This is a genomic window from Streptococcus sp. 10F2 (assembly GCF_054331515.2).
In genome coordinates, this window is sequence record NZ_JBTGGE020000040.1 from 1 (window position 1) to 18,024 (window position 18,024).

14 protein-coding genes are annotated in these 18,024 nt (G+C 43.1%); 10 read left to right on the plus strand and 4 right to left on the minus strand.

Going from position 1 to position 18,024, the window contains the following annotated elements:
* Positions 1-242: 242 nt before the first annotated feature.
* Positions 243-1,337 (minus strand): Mbeg1-like protein, encoded by a 1,095-nt coding sequence (locus tag ACXM1Q_RS07015; RefSeq protein WP_458517452.1) that lies wholly within the window; start codon positions 1,335-1,337, stop codon positions 243-245.
* Positions 1,338-1,339: 2 nt separating this feature from the next.
* Entirely contained in the window at positions 1,340-2,209 is an 870-nt protein-coding gene (locus ACXM1Q_RS07020) for a permease (protein WP_458517453.1), read from the minus strand.
* Positions 2,210-3,335: 1,126 nt separating this feature from the next.
* Here ACXM1Q_RS07020 and ACXM1Q_RS07025 point away from each other — a divergent pair.
* The 3 genes from ACXM1Q_RS07025 to smc all read left to right on the plus strand — a co-directional run bounded on the left by ACXM1Q_RS07025 (position 3,336) and on the right by smc (position 9,023).
* Positions 3,336-4,736: an amino acid permease gene (locus ACXM1Q_RS07025; protein ID WP_458517454.1), complete on the plus strand. Its 1,401-nt coding sequence runs from the start codon at positions 3,336-3,338 to the stop codon at positions 4,734-4,736.
* A gap of 71 nt (positions 4,737-4,807) precedes the next feature.
* The gene (gene rnc / locus ACXM1Q_RS07030; protein ID WP_458517455.1) at positions 4,808-5,515 is read left to right on the plus strand and encodes a ribonuclease III; all 708 of its coding nucleotides are present in this window, start codon (positions 4,808-4,810) and stop codon (positions 5,513-5,515) included.
* A complete protein-coding gene (smc, locus tag ACXM1Q_RS07035; protein WP_458517456.1) occupies positions 5,496-9,023 on the plus strand; it encodes a chromosome segregation protein SMC in 3,528 nt (1,175 codons plus the stop codon). The genes rnc and smc overlap by 20 nt, the downstream gene beginning before the upstream one ends.
* A 43-nt stretch (positions 9,024-9,066) precedes the next feature.
* Here the strand turns inward: smc and ACXM1Q_RS07040 are convergent, their stop codons facing one another.
* Together ACXM1Q_RS07040 and ACXM1Q_RS07045 are read right to left on the minus strand one after the other, a co-directional pair.
* Entirely contained in the window at positions 9,067-9,474 is a 408-nt protein-coding gene (locus ACXM1Q_RS07040; RefSeq protein ID WP_458517457.1) for a DUF4430 domain-containing protein, read from the minus strand.
* Positions 9,475-9,484: 10 nt separating this feature from the next.
* Positions 9,485-10,024 (minus strand): ECF transporter S component, encoded by a 540-nt coding sequence (locus tag ACXM1Q_RS07045; protein WP_135037509.1) that lies wholly within the window; start codon positions 10,022-10,024, stop codon positions 9,485-9,487.
* Between the two features lie 134 nt (positions 10,025-10,158).
* On the opposite strand from ACXM1Q_RS07045, the gene ACXM1Q_RS07050 reads away from it, so the two are divergent.
* The 7 genes from ACXM1Q_RS07050 to ACXM1Q_RS07080 all read left to right on the plus strand — a co-directional run bounded on the left by ACXM1Q_RS07050 (position 10,159) and on the right by ACXM1Q_RS07080 (position 17,161).
* Positions 10,159-12,540 (plus strand): pullulanase, encoded by a 2,382-nt coding sequence (locus ACXM1Q_RS07050; protein ID WP_458517458.1) that lies wholly within the window; start codon positions 10,159-10,161, stop codon positions 12,538-12,540.
* Positions 12,541-12,582: 42 nt separating this feature from the next.
* Complete coding sequence (proB, locus tag ACXM1Q_RS07055) at positions 12,583-13,659, plus strand: glutamate 5-kinase (protein ID WP_458517459.1); 1,077 nt, start codon at positions 12,583-12,585, stop codon at positions 13,657-13,659.
* An 8-nt stretch (positions 13,660-13,667) separates the two neighbouring features.
* Complete coding sequence (locus ACXM1Q_RS07060; protein WP_458517460.1) at positions 13,668-14,906, plus strand: glutamate-5-semialdehyde dehydrogenase; 1,239 nt, start codon at positions 13,668-13,670, stop codon at positions 14,904-14,906.
* Positions 14,907-14,915: 9 nt separating this feature from the next.
* Positions 14,916-15,692, plus strand: a complete 777-nt coding sequence (proC, locus tag ACXM1Q_RS07065; RefSeq protein WP_458517461.1) for a pyrroline-5-carboxylate reductase — start codon at positions 14,916-14,918, stop codon at positions 15,690-15,692.
* A gap of 10 nt (positions 15,693-15,702) precedes the next feature.
* Positions 15,703-16,092, plus strand: coding sequence for a DUF1801 domain-containing protein (locus tag ACXM1Q_RS07070; RefSeq protein ID WP_458517462.1), 390 nt, complete (start codon positions 15,703-15,705; stop codon positions 16,090-16,092).
* Between the two features lie 560 nt (positions 16,093-16,652).
* On the plus strand, positions 16,653-16,952 hold the full coding sequence (locus tag ACXM1Q_RS07075) for a hypothetical protein (protein ID WP_458517463.1): 300 nt from the start codon (positions 16,653-16,655) through the stop codon (positions 16,950-16,952).
* Positions 16,949-17,161: a hypothetical protein gene (locus ACXM1Q_RS07080; RefSeq protein WP_458517464.1), complete on the plus strand. Its 213-nt coding sequence runs from the start codon at positions 16,949-16,951 to the stop codon at positions 17,159-17,161. Before ACXM1Q_RS07075 ends, ACXM1Q_RS07080 begins: the two co-directional genes overlap by 4 nt.
* Positions 17,162-18,024: the final 863 nt, after the last annotated feature.

The following is an 18,024-nucleotide window of genomic DNA, read 5'->3' on the forward strand; positions in this document are numbered from 1 at the left end:
CTGTTCGTAGAGCCACGATTTCGCTATCCCTTCCTCTCCCCGCTACCTCACGATAGTCAGGCTTGGGAGTCGCTATTGGGTTCACCGGTAGCAGGTGCCCACAGAGGACTTACACCTCAGATGTATGACATGCCCGTCGTACTTAAAAACAGACCTTAGTCAGAGACTAAAATCTGCCTTTTTTTGATTTTCTCAGACTAACTTCCTAATCATTCTTTAGTAGAACTTACCTAGTTCTCAGACTAATTTTTACTAGAAGACCATTCTTGTTTGGTTTCTTGCCATACTTGGACAACTAGTTGTGCGAACTGGAGTAAAGGTTTCCACTGCTCGGAACTAAGTGATTGTCCTCGTTGCAAAATTTTTAAGATGGTAGTCCATGCACTTTTTTGAAAAAAGATATTGATGGAGCTGATGCCTTCGTGCTCCATTAAGGAAAAGCAGGTCTGAATGATTTGGGCTAGTTGAGCATCGGGAACTTCTTCGACGAGTTGAGCCATGGTTTGTTCAAGTTGTTGACTACTGGTGGAAAGACCTGAAGCACGACTAAAGGCATGCTCTTCTATTTCCCAGGTAAAGGTGTTGTGTTGGCGCATGCCATTTTGGACCGAACTTTTGATGATTTGTGTCGGTGCTTGAGAGTAAAGGAAGATACCGACAACAGAATTTTCAGGAATATAGCGATTGATTTTAGGATGAATCCTTTGATATCCCTGGCTCTCCAGGACACTTGTATGGAGGCCTGGCGCATCAAAGGAGTAAATGCTTTTGAGTTTTTTCGAAAGGAGGGGTGTCAGATGGCTAGCCGCATAGATGGCTAGGTTTCCTCCTTTTGAATGACCAGTTATATCAATATCCCCTATTAATTCTGTGAGTGCTTCCGTTAAATAGTTGCATGCTAGAATTTGGGCAGGGATTTCTTCCTGATAGGACATTAATAAGTCCTCTTTCCAGCCCACAAGGCTATCATCGGTTCCTCTAAAAGCTAGGACATAGGTCTTGGGAGCAATGCAGAAGGTGACTGCAGAGAATTGGAGATTATTTTGGGGTTCAATGATATTTTGAAAAGCCAGTAGCTTTAAATTTTTATAGCGTTTGCTGTGAGCCATCTTGTGTAATAGCTGGTAGCGTTCGCGCATTAGGGGAGATGGGTCAAGTGGTATCTGTTGTTCCAAATCTGATAGGCGCTGGGCTTGATTTAAATCCCAACTAGGAGTGACGAAAGTATCGAAGGGTAAATAGCTCAGTTCGGCCAAAAGGAGATAGTCAATTTCTCCATAGGGACGATCATAAAAGCTATCATATTGGACTTCTTGAATATAGTCAATGGTATTCATAGTTATTCTAGGCTTTGACTGGCACGATAAAGGGTAAAGGCTGTGAAGAATCCGACGAGGACGATAATCCAACTAAGGAGGGTGAGGGACATACTTTTAACCAAGGTAGCTGCGATAATCACCCCTAAGATACCTCCTAGGACAATCCAGCCCAGGCTTTTTTTATGATAGGAATCGTTTTTGATAAAGGTCATTGAAGTGATCGGCATGAGGGCTGCACAGGAGGTCATCATAATTGGAAAGGCTGCTAAAGGATTCATTCCAAGGAGGTAAACCATGACCATACAAGGTGAATAGAGACCGACACCAGCTGACATGAGAGCACCGAGTACAAAGTTTCCCAAAATTCCTAAGACGAGCGCCCAACCAGTAAGTCCCATAGCTGTGTTGCCAGAGCCTAGTGAATCAATAAATCCTGTAATACGTCCCAGCATGAGGAGACTGGTTAGGAGCATGGCAATGCTGATTGTTCGGAGAATCAGTTTACGGTTGAGATGGCTAACAATTTCACTTCCCATTTTTCCTCCAGCAGTAGCGGCTAAAACCATAGAAATGAGGGTGAGAGAATCTACCTTGACAACACTAATAAAAAATAGAGCTTCTGTAATGGTGGGAAGAGTATGAGCGATGTTGAGGGTTCCGGGTAAATGGCGATCATCTTCTAAATAATGACTCGCTCGAAAGAGGGTGGTAGTTGTCAAGAAAGAGCCTATACCCAAGGTGTCTAAGAAATCAGCAATAAAGCCAATCGCAAAACCAGTTAGCATTTGGGGACCTCGCGCAAAAAGCTCTGTCAAGCTGGTTCTTCGACTGAGAGCAAGAATATAAATCAGACTAAGGACGATGAGAATCGTTAAAATGATGGTAGTCATCGGACTACTCCTCTCTATTTGTAGTATTTGTTAGATTACCAGTATACCATATCACAGATAGAGAGAATCATTTGACAACTTTTCTAAATCACTATTAAATATAGGTTTTCTGCTGATTTTTGCTAGAGAGGAGGTGTCCGTGTCATTAGTGTAAAATAATTCTCAGAAAAAATGATTGAACAAACTAAAAAAACTATATCTCGGTAGGTATCGAATCAACCAGAGAGGCTATAGCATCTGTGACTATTGTATCAGAGATCTTTGGAGCAGAAGTTGAAGAATGATTTTCATGGATCTTTTGTGACTTATTTCTAGATTATCTAAGCCACTGTCTAGAATGACTGGATAAATTTCTTGTTCAATCTGATGTAGCTGGGAATTGGTACTGGATTCAACCGCTAAAAGATAGAGGTTTACAAGTAAGGGATGGTGTCCGAAAGTGGTTATCGCTAGGATAGGGATCCTATGAAAAAATAGGGACGAAATTGGACCAGACGAGCTACTGAAAACATGGCAACTCACCTAGTGAGTATTCGCAATGAGAAGTTTGAGAGATTATTTAGAAAAACTGTTTCTGAGCCAGTCTTTCGTGAATCTATATCCATAGGTGCTTCAAAAGCATGACAGGTCATTAAACACGAGGTCCACACCATTCCACAAGCAAGAAGTTCCGTGATGGGGGCGTTTATCAGGCTGTTTTAGGAATTTAGAAGGAATACAGAAGCAGGTCTTCCTATCGTAGTGGAATCATCAGCAGTTGAGAACCAACTATTGGACAACTTAGCCACTGATGGAGCAAATAGAATTTGCGACCTTTGTGCTTCGTAGAGAGCTTCGCTCTCCTTATTCATACAATGCTATCTGACCCACACTATTTCCTATGAAGACCTGCTTGTTAGAATTCTTTAAAACGAGGATTCTAGCTAGTTATAAGCGTTACTTGGTTTTGAAAAGTTGAATATTCAGGTAGTTATGTGGAGACACAAATTCGAATTTACTAGTTTCTTAGATTTGCGATTGTTTTAAGTGTTCAAGAATAGCTTGCTACATACTTCCGTGGTCTTGTTTTTGACTTTCCGTGAGTTGTAATGGTAGAATAAGTGGAATTTAAAAAGGATGTGATAGTATGAAAGCATTTCGTAAAAAAGACCTTAGTCAGACACGGACAGAGATGCGGCGTCATCTAGGGTTGAAAGATTTGTTGTTTTTAGGGGCTGGTGCCATGGTTGGGACTGGTATTTTTACGATTACTGGAATTGGAGCTGCTACCTTAGCGGGACCTGCTCTCGTTCTTTCCATTATTATTTCCGCTTTTTGTGTGGGCTTGTCGGCACTCTTTTTTGCGGAATTTGCTTCACGCATTCCAGCTTCTGGTGGAGCCTATTCCTATATCTATGCAGTTTTTGGAGAATACCCAGCTTGGATGGTCGGTTGGTTTACAATTTTAGAGTATATGATGGCCGTATCAGGAGTTGCTGCTGGTTGGGGTGGCTATTTGAAGGGCTTGCTGGCATCATTTGGTTGGGAATTACCTCAGGCTTTAAGCGGGACCTTTAATCCAGCTACTGGGACCTATATTGATTTATTACCTGTTTTGGTGGTAGCCTTTGTCACAGCAGTTGTGTTACTACAATCCCAGACGGCTCTGCGATTTAATTCGTTATTGGTTGTGTTGAAATTTTCAGCTCTTTTGCTGTTTATTGGACTAGGAGCATTTTTTATCAAGGTGGAGAACTGGTCTCCATTTGCTCCTTTTGGCTTTGGTTCCTTATACGGGGCTGAGACAGGGATTATGGCAGGGGCCTCCTTGATGTTCTTCAGTTTTTTGGGATATGAGTCTCTATCAATGGCTGTGGATGAAGTGAAAGAACCTCAGAAGAATGTGCCACGGGGAATTGGTCTATCGCTAGCACTTGTAACTTTAATGTATGTATTGGTAACCTTAGTATTAACAGGGATTGTTCCCTATGAGCAGCTAAATGTTGCAGATGCAGTTGCCTTTGCCTTACGAAGTGCTGGTCTTGAGTGGGCGGCTCATTATGTGTCTTTGGTTGCAATTTTGACTTTAATTACAGTGTGTCTATCTCTAACTTACGCCTTGTCGCGGATGATCTATGCTATTGCTCGTGATGGTCTTTTGCCACAAGCGTTTCGGAGGCTGAATCCTGTGAGTAAAGTACCGACCAATGCCACTCTATTAGTTGGTGTTTTTGCAGCTATTTTTGCGGGGATCTTTCCTTTAGCAAGCCTGGCTTCCTTCTTAAACATTGTGACTCTAGCCTATTTGATCATTCTAGCATTTGGTCTTCTTCATCTTAGAAAGACGAAGGGGATGCCAAAGGAACATGAGTTTAAAACTCCTCTGGTTCCCTTGCTTCCGCTGTTATCTATTTTGATTTGTCTTTCCTTTATGGTGCAATACGATGGAACGACATGGTTGGCTTTTGGAGTCTCAATTATCATTGGTAGTTTGATTTATTTCTTATACGGTCAAAAACATTCGGAGCTACATGAAAAATTCAGGTAAAACCTGGATTTTTTTTGCTCATAAATCTGCAACATGATACAATAAGATGAGCTTTTGGAAAGGAGTTTCATATGGATCGACTTGTTAGGATGCTGGAGAATAATTTTCAGATTGTTTTCCAGGACACCGTGCTTTTAGAAACGGCTTTTACGCACACTTCTTATGCGAATGAGCACCGCCTCTTAAACATTTCACATAATGAACGTTTGGAATTTTTAGGAGACGCTGTTCTACAATTATTGATTTCAGAGTACCTCTATGCTCGTTTTCCGGGAAAACCTGAAGGAGAATTGTCAAAACTACGTTCGATGATGGTTCGAGAAGAGAGTTTGGCTGGTTTTTCGAAGGATTGTCAGTTTGACCAATACATTCGTTTGGGTAAAGGTGAAGAAAAAAATGGGGGACGTTCCCGCGATACTATTTTGGGGGATTTATTCGAAGCCTTTTTAGGGGCTCTCTTACTTGATCAAGGGGTGGATGCCGTTCGATCCTTTATGACAGTTCAGATTATTCCCAAAATTGAAAAGGGGCAGTTTGAACGGGTGATAGATTACAAGACCCAGTTACAGGAATTGTTGCAGGTCGGAGGTGATGTCCAGATTCGCTACCAAGTCCTACAAGAATCAGGTCCAGCCCATGCCAAGGAGTTCTTGGTAGGTGTCTTTTTGAATGAGCAAAAATTAGCCCAGGGTGTGGGGCGGTCTAAGAAATTAGCCGAGCAAGAAGCTGCTAAGAGGGCCATTGCGGAGAGGGAAGCACATGTACTTAAAGGAAATTGAAATCCAAGGTTTTAAATCCTTTGCGGACAAGACAAAAGTAACCTTTGACGATGGTGTTACTGCCATTGTCGGTCCAAATGGATCGGGTAAAAGTAACATTACAGAGAGTCTCCGCTGGGCTCTAGGAGAATCCAGTGTAAAGAGCCTGCGTGGTGGTAAGATGCCAGATGTTATTTTTGCAGGAACGGAAGCTCGCTCACCGCTCAATTATGCTCGGGTATTGGTAACCTTGGATAATCAAGATCAATACCTGCTGGGGCAAGGAGAACAGGTTCAGATTGAGCGGCAGATTTTTCGTAATGGAGACAGTGAGTACCGTATTGATGGTCGTAAAGTACGTCTGAAAGATGTCCATGAACTGTTTATGGATACTGGTTTGGGCCGGGATTCCTTTTCGATTATTTCTCAAGGTCGGGTTGAGGAAATCTTTACCAGTAAACCGGAAGAACGCAGAACTATTTTTGAAGAAGCTGCCGGGGTTCTGAAGTATAAGACCAGGCGAAAAGAGACAGAGGGAAAACTCAAGCAAACGCAGGAAAATTTAGAGCGTTTGGAGGATATTTTGTATGAGCTTGAGCTGCAATTACCTCCCTTGAAAGAGCAGGCGGAGGTGGCTCGGCGTTTTCAAAATCTAGATAATAAGCGATATCAAGCTACTTTAGATTTTATCGTAGCACAATTGGATCAAGGAAAAAGCGAATTAGATGAGGTTGTCACAGCCTTAACCGATGTTGAGGTCCAGCTATCCTCTTTCAAAGAGCAACGACTGAGCTTGGAGGAAGAGCTGCAGGCTTGTCGGACGAAGGCACAAACTGTGGAAGCTGAGATGACAAAGAAGCAGGAAGACTTATTGGCCTTGACTTCTTTAGTGGCAGATTATCAGACGCAACAAGCTCTTTTGAAGCAGGAAAGTCAACAATCAGGTCAGGCTGAGGCTGAAGGGCGTAAGCGTTTATCCGAACTGGCTCAAGAAGAGGTTATTCTGAAGCAGTCTATTGAGGAGTTAGAGGAAGGAGTAGCTTCGGAGCGACAAGCTTTGTTGCTTTTAAGGGAAGAAGAGAGCGAGCTTCGGAATCAGCTCAGTCAAGCAGAAGACCCAGAAAGTCATCTGGAGAAACTGCGGGATCGATATTTGAAGCTTTTACGCAAAGAAGCGGACTTGAGCAACCAGTTAACGAGTGTAGAAACGCAATTAGAAGCGAAAGAAGCCCAAGATTCTCAACGAAATCAGGAGCGACAAGAGTTACGGCAGCAGCGACAGGAGACCGAGAGTCAAACCAAGCAGTTACAGACAGAGCTTAAGACGGTTGAAGCTGAGTTAGAGACTGCTCTTAAAGACTATCAAGGTCAAGAAAAAAGCCTTTTTCAGACTCGTCAATCTTATCAACAGCAACAAGAAACCTATTTTAGTCAGTTAGAAACTGTTCGTAAATTGGATGCAAGACGGGAAAGTTTGGAAAATATTCTTGCCAATCATTCCAATCTGTACGCAGGTGTTCGGAGTGTCCTTAATGCCCAAGATAGACTAGTTGGAATACGTGGGGTGGTTAGTGAACATTTGACCTTTGACCTACGTTTCCAGCAGGCCTTGGATGTTGCCTTGGGAGCTAGTAGTCAGCATTTGATTGTAGATGATGAAGAGGCAGCGACGCAAGGGATTCGTTATCTCCAAGAGCAGCGAGCAGGTCGTGCGACCTTCCTACCTTTGACTCGAATTCAATCTCGGACGATTTCGGATCAACAAGCGGCGATCCTGGCCCAATCACCTGGTTTTTTGGGGATGGCGGTCGATGTGATTCAGTTTGATGCGGAATTAGCGGGGATTTATGGGAACCTTTTGGGAACCATTGCTATTTTTGAAGAAATTGATCAAGCTCGAAAAGCAGCTCGCCATCTGAATTACCGTCTGCGTTTGATTACCCTAGATGGTTCGGAAATCCGGGCTGGCGGGGCTTATGCTGGGGGAAGTCAGCGCAACAACCAAAGTCTGTTGCTAAAGCCAGAATTGAAGCAGGTGCAGATTCAATTAGAAGCAGCACAAAATGATTTACGGCAGTTGGAGCAATCTTTAGCGCAAACTAAAAAGGAAATTGATAGTGGTCAAGCGAGTCTTGATCAGCTTAAAACGACTGGAGAAGCTCTCCGACTTCGGGAACAGGCTCTCCGTCTTAATTGGGAACAAGCTCAGAGTGATTACCAACGCCTAACAGACCTTTTGAAGAGTCAGCAAGAAAGGCTTGGGGAAACTGCAATGGATCACTTGCAAGTACAGCTTGAATCTCTAAAAGAAACTCTCCAGAATATTGAACAAGACAAGGTCAAACTAGAAACAGACTTAGAGATCCTCCGTGAAAATAAGGATGCTCACCGTGATCAGGTGAAAGTACTAGAAGAGAAGCTCCAAGAGGTGCTTGTAGAGCAAACGGGTAAAAAAGGCCAGCTTAATCTCCTCCAAAGTCAGAAGGAAGCGAAACAAGTCCAGCTCGTCAATCTTGAACAAGAGCAGTCTAAGCTAGAACAAGGCTTGCAACAATTGGCTTCCCTTGAAGACTTGCAAGGACAGGCTAGTGACCTTGAAACTCGCTTGGAGCAAGCTCAGGCTGAAAAAGATGCTAGCCAGCAGGCGCTGATTAGGCTTCGATTTGAAAAAGAGGATTTAGAAGCTCAAGTCGAAGATTTGAACAGTCGACTCGATCAGGCTCGTCGGGAAAATGAAGGTCTTATTCGCCAGGAAGCTCAACTAGATTCGCAACGTTCGAGTTTAGAGAGAGCCTTGCGTCAGGATTTGCAACGTCTGACGGATGATTACCAAATGACAATTGAAGCTGCGCGTGATCAAGTTCAACCCGTTGAAGATTTGGAGCAGGCACGGGACGAGCTGAAGCAGTTGGAACGATCGATTAAAGCACTGGGACCTGTCAATTTGGCGTCTTTGGAACAATATGAGGAAGTTAAAGAACGCCATGACTTCTTGACCAACCAACGCCAGGATATTCTGGATGCTAAGAATTTATTGTTGGATACGATGGATGAAATGAACCAAGAAGTTCGGGAACGATTCCAGACGACTTTTGAAGCCATTCGTCAGAGTTTCAAAGAAACATTCCGACAAATGTTTGGTGGTGGTCAGGCAGATCTTTTATTAACAGATGCTGATCTATTGGTAGCTGGGGTGGAAATTTCGGTTCAACCCCCGGGTAAAAAGATTCAATCGCTAAATTTGATGAGTGGTGGGGAAAAGGCCCTATCAGCTCTAGCTTTGCTGTTTGCGATTATTCGTGTTAAGACGATTCCTTTTGTTATTTTAGACGAGGTTGAAGCGGCTTTAGATGAAGCCAATGTGAAACGCTTTGGAGATTATCTCAAACGCTTTGATCAACGCTCACAATTTATTGTGGTGACCCATCGTAAAGGAACCATGGCAGCAGCCGACAGTATCTATGGTGTGACCATGCAGGAATCCGGTGTATCGAGCTTGGTTTCTGTTCGTTTAAAAGACATCGACTAACAAAAAAATTCGACCCCATGCCATGGGTCGAATTTTTTTGTGATTATTCACCTTGGTAGGCTTCTAACTTCCAATCGATGGTATCGCCATCTTTGAGTTCAACATCTTGAGCTCCTTTGTCACTCATTTTGCCATTGACATCAAAGAGCCAATATTTTTGCTCGTCTGGTTTTTGTTCAATACCATTGATAGAAGTGACTAGTCCGTTTTCTTCTTTGATGTCCATTTGTTTTTTCATAACATCTAAAAGCTTATCTCCCTCTTTGAAGGAAAGTTCAAAGGGACTGTTTTCAATAGCTTTGCCATCTTGGGTTACAGAAACTGTAACTTTAGACTCCATAACTTGGCTGCTAGACGCAGACGATGAAGAGGCTTCTGTGGCAGACTGGTTGTTGGTGGCACAGCCTGTAAGGGCTAGGGCAGTAAGGGCGAGCAGGGCAAATTTTTTCATAAAAAACTCCTTAAAAATTGTATTGCTTGCGTAAAACCTGAATCAGGGGACTGATGATTGGTTCCAAGATTAGGTAGAAAAGGGCATTGCCGAAGGCGTGCAGCAGGTCAAAGGGCAGTCCTTGAAGGTAGTAGGCCCAAAAATTACTGACGCTGTAGGTCTGGGCGGAGAAAAAGGAAATGACAAAGCCGTAGAGGAAGCCGAACAGAAAGGCAACCAAGCTAAAAAGGATTAGCCTGATTTTGGGCTTGGAAGCGAGGCTCCGATAGAGTGGACGTAGGCCATAGAGACCAGCCATGAGTATGCTATAGGTCAGGATTTGATAGATGGTCCAGGGTCCCATTCCCAAGAAAATATTGGATATGAGAATAGTGAGAGCGGCCACGATAATCCCATCAGCTAAGGTCAATTGCAGAGTCAACATCATTAAGATAGCGGTAACGGGCTGGATGTTGGGCAGAGCAGCTGTTACTTGACGGCCAACAAAACAAAAAGCTGCCATGACGGCCAAAAAGGCTAGACGGCGACTAGACCAAACTCGTTTATCCATGGGGATACCTCTTTTTTCCGATTTCAACTTCATTTTAACATAGGCTTTTGTTTCCTGTCTATCAAAATCCCTTTACAGTTGCTCTTTTTGTGTCTATAATAGAAAGCGATTTCACAACCAAAGGAGAGAGGAAGATGAGTGATAAAATGAGGGAATTGGTTTTGAAAAGTGCCAAGCAAGTCAGTGATCAGGAGCTAGTGCTCTATTTGGCTAAGGAGACGGATTTGGATTTGGCTTTGCTCTTTGAAATGCTCACGATTCGGAATTCTAGAGGAGCTGGTGTTGCGGTTGCAGGGCTGGAGTGGGAGAAAGAAGGAGAATCTTTTTCTATTAAAGCTAGTTTGGAAGTGGATGCTCGTGCACCTTATCGGGTTCAATTAGGGGAGTCCGAGGTAGAGAGTTTTTTGGATTGGAAGTTGCTGGAGCAAGTCTATGCTTCTACTGCTAAATTAGGATTAGAAGTTTGTGAGGGAGGAAAGAGTGCCCGGTTTGCTTTTTGGTCTCCGTCTGCCCAGTTAGTTGAGCTTATTTTGTATGATAAGGAGAATGCCGATGTGGAGCGAGCTCAGATTCCGATGCTGCAAGGGGAACAGGGAGTTTGGACGTTAGAGGTGGATGCTGAAGAAGAGCTAGGCCTTGCGGATATTCGAGGATATTTTTATCACTACCAAATTCATCGTGGGAACCAGCTTGTGCGTGTTCTAGACCCCTATACTCCATCTTTGGCAGCTTGGTCTAGTGAACAACGACATAGAGGTTTGGCTTATCAAGTCGCTAAGGGGGCGATCCTTGATCCTAGATTAACGGGTCGTAGGAATCTGGACTATGCACAAATTCCCGGCTATCAAAAACGAGAAGATGCTATTATTTACGAGGTTCATGTGCGTGATTTTACGTCTGATCCAGAGACTCAGGGGGAACTAGAGGCTCCCTTTGGAACTTTTAAAGCGATGGAGGAGAGACTGGATTATATTCAGTCTTTAGGAGTGACCCATGTTCAACTCTTACCGATTCTTAGTTATTACTTGGCAGATGAATTTCAAGCCCGTCAAGGTTTGTGGGACTATGCTTCTGGAGGAACGAATTATAACTGGGGCTATGATCCACAACATTATTTCGCATTGACAGGGATGTATTCTGCCAATGCAGCGGATCCAGCTTTGCGAATTCAGGAATTTAAGGATATAGTAGCAGCCATCCATGCTCGGGGAATGGGAGTCATTCTGGATGTTGTTTACAATCATACAGCCCAGCTTGGGATTTTTGAAGAATTGCAACCTCATTATTATCATTTCATGGATGAGGATGGTCAGGTTAGAACCAGTTTTGGGGGTGGTCGATTAGCCTCAACCCATGCCATGACTCGTCGTTTAATGATTGAATCCATTGCTTATTTATTGGATGTTTACAAGGTAGATGGTTTCCGTTTTGATATGATGGGCGATCATGATGCAGAAGCTTTAGATCAAATCTCTAGAATTGCCCAAGCTATCAATCCACAGGCTTTGATTTTGGGGGAAGGCTGGCGCACCTATGTTGGAGATGAAGGTGATTATAGACCCGCTGCTGATCAAGACTGGATGTTGGAAACGGATAAGGTTGCGGTCTTTTCAGATCATTTCCGTAATAGTCTCAAGTCTGGTTACCCGACTGAAGGAGAGCCGGCCTTTCTAACTGGCGGACCAACGAATATTGACGAGCTATTCTACTCTCTCAAAGCTCAACCTTCGAACTTTGAAGCAGATCAACCGGGAGATGTGGTTCAATACATTGAAGCTCACGACAATCTACCCTTGTTTGATATTATTGCCCAATCGATTCATAAAGATCCAGCAATTCCTGAGAATCTGGTGGAGATTCATCGTCGGATTCGTTTGGGGCAATTACTGCTACTCACCTCTCAAGGAACTGTCTTTTTACATGCAGGACAGGAGTATGGTCGAACCAAGCAATTCCTTCATCCTGACTTTGAAAAACCGGTCGCTCAGACTCTGCAACCCCATAAATCTTACTTACTTGAAGATGTAGAAGGGAATCCGTTCCAATTTCCTTATTTTATCCACGATTCCTATGATGCTTCTGACGCAGTCAATCGCTTTGATTGGGCCAAGGTTCGCCAACAGGAGCGCTATCCTTATGCTGTGCAGACTCTTGAATATACTCGTGGTTTAATAGCTTTGCGAAAAGCAGAGGGAGTCTTTCGTCTGGCAGATCGTCTGGAAGTGGATGAAAAGGTACAGTTGCTCACTCAAGGGGCAGGGGAAGACCTTTTCCTAGCTTATCAACTTCGTTCTAGTGCTGAGGAAACTTTGGTCGTCATTGTGAATGCAGAGGAGTATTCTCGTAAATTCAGTCTTCCACAATTAACAGAGGCAAAATCGGTACAAGTTCTAGTGGATGGTGAACAGGTGAATGTAGATGGAATTCCCCTAGATAGACAGGCAGGTTTGAGCATTCAGGGATCTGATTTGTTTCTGGAAGGTTTGACGGGAGTGGTTCTGAAAATCCGTCTCTAATATGGTATAATTTTTCCAATTAGAAAAAGGAAAGAGATAACTATGGCAGAGAAAACCATTGTATTTAAAGTTGGGACATCTTCCTTGACTCAGGAAAATGGCAATCTGGATCGGATTAAGATTGCTCGAATTACCAATCAATTAGCCCAGTTGCATCAGCAAGGACATCATATTGTTTTGGTAACATCGGGTTCTATTGCGGCGGGCTTCCGGCGCTTAGGCTTTGATAAACGACCGACAAAGATTGCAGAAAAACAGGCTTCTGCTGCTGTAGGGCAAGGCCTCTTGATTGAAGAGTATACCCAGAATTTGATGAAGGATGGGATTGTCACTGCACAGATTCTCTTGACCCAGGATGATTTTGCGGATGCGAGACGTTATCAGAATGCTTCCCAAGCTTTGCAGGTCTTACTGAAACAGCGGGCGATTCCGATTATTAATGAAAATGATACTATTGCCATAGAGGAGATTAAGGTTGGGGACAATGATACCCTATCTGCTCAGGTGGCTTCTTTGCTAAAGGCAGATCTCCTAGTTCTGCTGACAGATGTGGATGGATTGTATACTGCTAATCCCAACCAGGATCCCAATGCTAAACACTTGCCAGTGATTGAGTCCATTGATGAGGAGCTCTTTACAATGGCTGCTGGGGCTGGCTCTTCTAATGCTACAGGTGGAATGACCACCAAGCTACAGGCGGCTCAAATTGCAACCAAGTCTGGTGTTCCAGTCTTTATCTGTTCCTCTAAAGAAGATACAGCTCTTTTGGAGGCTGTGACACAAGAGAATCGCGGGACCTACTTCTTAGAAAATAGTCATGCCATGAATCAACGGAAACAGTGGATGGCCTTCTATGCTCGGGTTGATGCTCTAGTTGAGGTTGACCCAGGAGCAGTTGAAGCGCTCTTACATAGAGGACGGAGTTTACTGGCGGCTGGAGTCGTGCAGGTGGAAGGTGACTTTGAGGTTGGACAAGTGGTCGAAGTTTATAGTCACGAATCGCATCAGTTAATCGGTAAGGGGCGCGTGCGTCTATCGTCAGCGGATTTGGAGCAGGCTTTGCAAGAAGGTAAGGCTGAGGGACTTTTGATTCATCGTAATGATTGGGTAACCTTATAGGAGGACGTATGAAAACAACACAAGAATTATTGGATTCATTATTGGAGCATAAGAGTTCGATCAATTTGGCTAGTAGTCAGGTGAAAAATCAGGCTCTTGCGGCTATGGCAGACCAACTGGTAGCTCAAGCCGATGCGATTCTGGCAGGAAATGCTGTGGATATGGAAGCGGCTCAGGGAAAAATTAGTCCCGTTATGCAGGATCGACTGTTATTGACTAAGGAACGGATTGAGGCAATGGCGGCAGGAATCCGGGTTTTGATTGATTTAGAGGATCCTGTTGGTCTGGTCTTGGAAGAGCATGTTCGCCAAGATGGTTTACACATTCAAAAACGCTCAATTCCTTTTGGCTTGGTGGGAATGATTTATGAGAGTCGGCCGAATGTTACTTCAGATGCGGCAGCCTTAGCGATTAAAAGTGGAAATGCTGTGATATTGCGAGGTGGAAAAGAGGCCTTCCATTCAGCTCAAGCGATTGTAACTGCCTTGAAAGCTGGTCTAGAAGAGGTCGGAGTTCATCCTGGAGTTATTGAACTGGTTCAAGATACGAGTCGTGCCTCAGCTCAGGAAATGATGACGGCTAAGGGCAAAATTGACCTCTTAGTTCCGCGTGGTGGAGCTGGTCTGATTCAAGCAGTTGTCGAACAGGCAACTGTTCCAGTGATTGAAACTGGTACGGGTATTTGCCATGTTTATATTGATCAGGATGCAGACTTAGATAAAGCGGTCTCCATCGCTGTTAATGCGAAAACCAGCCGTCCGTCCGTTTGTAACGCTGCTGAAGTTCTAGTTGTCCATAAAGATGTGGCTTCTGAGTTTTTACCAGCTTTTGAGGCGGCCTTGGATGCTCAGGTAGAATTACGGGCAGACCAAGAAGCGCAGGCTTTCTTGAAGCAGGCGACCCAGGCAGGAGCGCAAGACTTTGATACCGAATTTTTGGATTACATTATGGCTGTGAAGGTGGTCGACGATGCGCAGGCGGCGATTGCTCATATCAATGAGCATTCAACGGGACATTCTGAAGCGATTGTGACTGAAAATCCAGAAACAGCGGATCTCTTCACCTTGATGGTGGATGCAGCGGCTGTTTATGTCAATGCCTCCACCCGCTTCACGGACGGAGGCGAATTTGGTTTGGGCTGTGAGCTCGGCATTTCAACTCAAAAAATGCATGCGCGTGGTCCGATGGGGCTTCGAGAAATGACAACCTACAAGTATGTTATCAGCGGTCAAGGTCACATTCGTTAGGAGATTGTTATGAAAATCGGATTTATTGGAATCGGGAATATGGGAGGAGCCTTGGCCAAGGCAGTAGCCCAGGTCCCTACGACTGAGCTACTCCTTAGTAACCACAATCCAGCTAAGGCCCAAGTTTTAGCTCAGGAGTTGGGAGCCAGTCTAGCTAGCAATGAGGACATTGCTATTCAAGCAGATGTTATTTTCCTTGGAGTTAAACCTTATTTGATGGCAGACTTGATTTCCCAACTTGCTACCTTGGCTAAGCCAGAAACTATCTGGATTTCCATGGCTGCCGGTATAACTTTAACATCACTCTCCCAGTATTTGCCTGCCGAGTATCTTGTTCGTATTATGCCCAATACACCAGTAGGCATTGGGCAGGGTATGACAACTTATAGCGTGGTTAATTCGGACTTGGCTCTTGTAGTGGAAACCTTATTAGCCCCCAGTGGTCAACTCATGCAAGTACCGGAAAATTTGATGGACGCTGCCACAGCCTTAGCAGGCTGTGGCCCGGCCTTTGTCTATCAAATGATTGAAGCTCTCACAGATGCGGGTATAGAGCAGGGAATTCAGGCTTCGGATGCTAAACGCCTCATTGCCCAAACCCTCTTGGGGGCAGCCCAAATGGTTCTTGGTTCAGAGAAGCATCCAGCCCAACTCCGTCAAGAGGTTACCTCTCCAGGAGGTTCGACCATTGCTGGGGTCGTGAGTCTGGAAAAATCTGGCTTCCGTTCTGCATTGATGCAAGCTGTCAGCGCAGCTGTTCAACGAACCCAAGAGCTTGGAAAATAGGCAAATGGGAATGAATAAATTTGCACCAACTGGACAAGATGTTGAGGAAATTTTTGAAAATATCCCATCGGTCAAAAAACAAACCGATGCTTATTCACTTGTGGATGTCTATGCTACTATTAGTGGAGAAATCCCTGTGGTATGGCATCCAGGAATTATTGGTTTTGGAGAGACTAAGTATCGACTGGACTCTGCTCGCACAGGCCTCACACCACGCTTGGCCTTTGCCCCTAGACAGACAAAGTTTTGCCTTTACTTTGATCCAAGTTTTCTTGAGGAACAAGCTTCCCTGCTTCAGTCCTTAGGAAAATACAAGACTGGCAAGGGCTGTGTTTATATCAATAAATTGGCCGATATTGACCTTGATGTATTGAAAGAGTTGTTGAAGCAGTCGCTGTAGAAACCTTTTGCTGAAACAGGTTTTTGTTTGACTTGTTGTACACATTTGATATCATTTAAGTAGAAATAAACGAGTTTGTATAGGATACTTGTTGTTTTTCATGGAGATTCCGTTCCATCCTGGAAGTTTTAAAATGGGTTGTCGACAGACAACCTTATTGTGTCTTTAAGGGATTTGTCTATGAAATAAGGTTGATGTTAGTATGAATTCTCGAACACTGTTTGGAAAAAGTATTTCAACATTAGAATCTATCTAATAAGAACTCAATATCTGAGTAAGTCTTGGAAAATGAAGATATGAGTAAATCAATTTTTAGAAAATTGTATACTAGTACAGTGGTTTGGTATCATGGAACTACGTCTATTCAAGTTACTTCTTTAAAGAATGGGATAAATGTCTATCATAGTAAGCGTAACTGTGATTTTGGTATAGGTTTGTATCTGACATCTAAGTACAACCAGGCTGTTAAATAGGCTCGATGGAAAACAAAAGATGAGTTACCATTTAATTCAAATGTGAAACCGGTTGTTCTAAGTTATCAATTTCAAACATCTGCTGATATGGAAACAAAGATTTTTGAAATTGATAAAGAGTATTTTCAGTTTGTTTACCAAAATAGATTAGAATTAAATGCTAAGGCAGGCGTGAATAATCATAAATTTTCATCAGTATTTGGACCAGTTCTTGATGGTCAGGTTACGCGCTTGAAAGTGATTTTAAATGATTACTTCAAGGGAATAAATTCTTTAGAAAAAACAGCTAGTATACTTTTGGGAAAATATCAAGATGATACACAACTTTGTATATGTGATCAAAAAATTGCAGACAGACTCATACTAGTTAAGGAGGAAATAATATGATGTTAGAGAATGAAAAACAAGCTCTTAAAACAGAAGTAGAACAGTTCTTATGGAAGAACTATCATATTATTCCTGAATCTGTCTCGTCTGTAACCGATGTTGTATTGCACAATTGGTTTGAAGAGTTGGAACATGAGGGGTCTCATTTAACAGCAGATCTTATTGCAGATAATATAGCAGATATTGCAAAGCGTTATTCTGTTTATTGATGAGGGCACCTCTAAAAAATTATAATTATTGTAGTATATATCTTAAATAGGTAAGGTCGTCCTATTTGCGCAAACAAGTCAAGTTTGAATGGATGAAAATAGTTTAAAATTGCTTTTGTTTTATTTTTGGAAATAAGAAACAGACTAAAAAGGTAGGAATCCACTTAAGTGAACTGGATTCCTACCTTTTTATACATAGAAGAATGATGAGGTTAGAAGTTTGTAGGAGGGGCAGATATAAGCGAATCCAACGGGTGAAATTTTGCTATAATTGAACAGCCCTCTTGGGATAGAAAGGGGGTGAAATGCAATGCTATTCTATTTCATCAGTTTATTTCTTGCACCGTTGCTGGTATCTATCCTATCAGTATTGTTTGAGTATTGGCTCAACTCACGCAAGAAATAACAAGTGGGCTTATTTTTGAGCCAAAAAAACCCTCAGCGCGGTCACGCTGGGGGTTTTTGCAATGCTAACTATTTCATCGTTTGTTAACACCTAAATTATACCCCAAGCGTTGGATCATTGTCAAATTTTAGGGATTTACGTATTTGTAACAAATCGTATATATTGAAATCAGAAGCGGTCTAACACCCATGAAGCAGAATTTCTGTGGAGGCGGTGGGTCGCTTCTGTGTTTTAGAATACCATTGGAAGCACGAGACCCCCCTACCAACTCAAGAAGTAGATTTGATTGTGCTATACTTGATTTGGGCAATAAAAAAGCGTAGCTGTTTGCTAAATGTCATTAAGTTAAGGATTTCGAAAGCTCGATTTATGAGCTTTCGAAATCCTTTTTTTGCTATACTTAGGCTAAAGGAGGTGGATAGAATGCCAAATCAAGTAAAGAAGCAACTACGAAAAA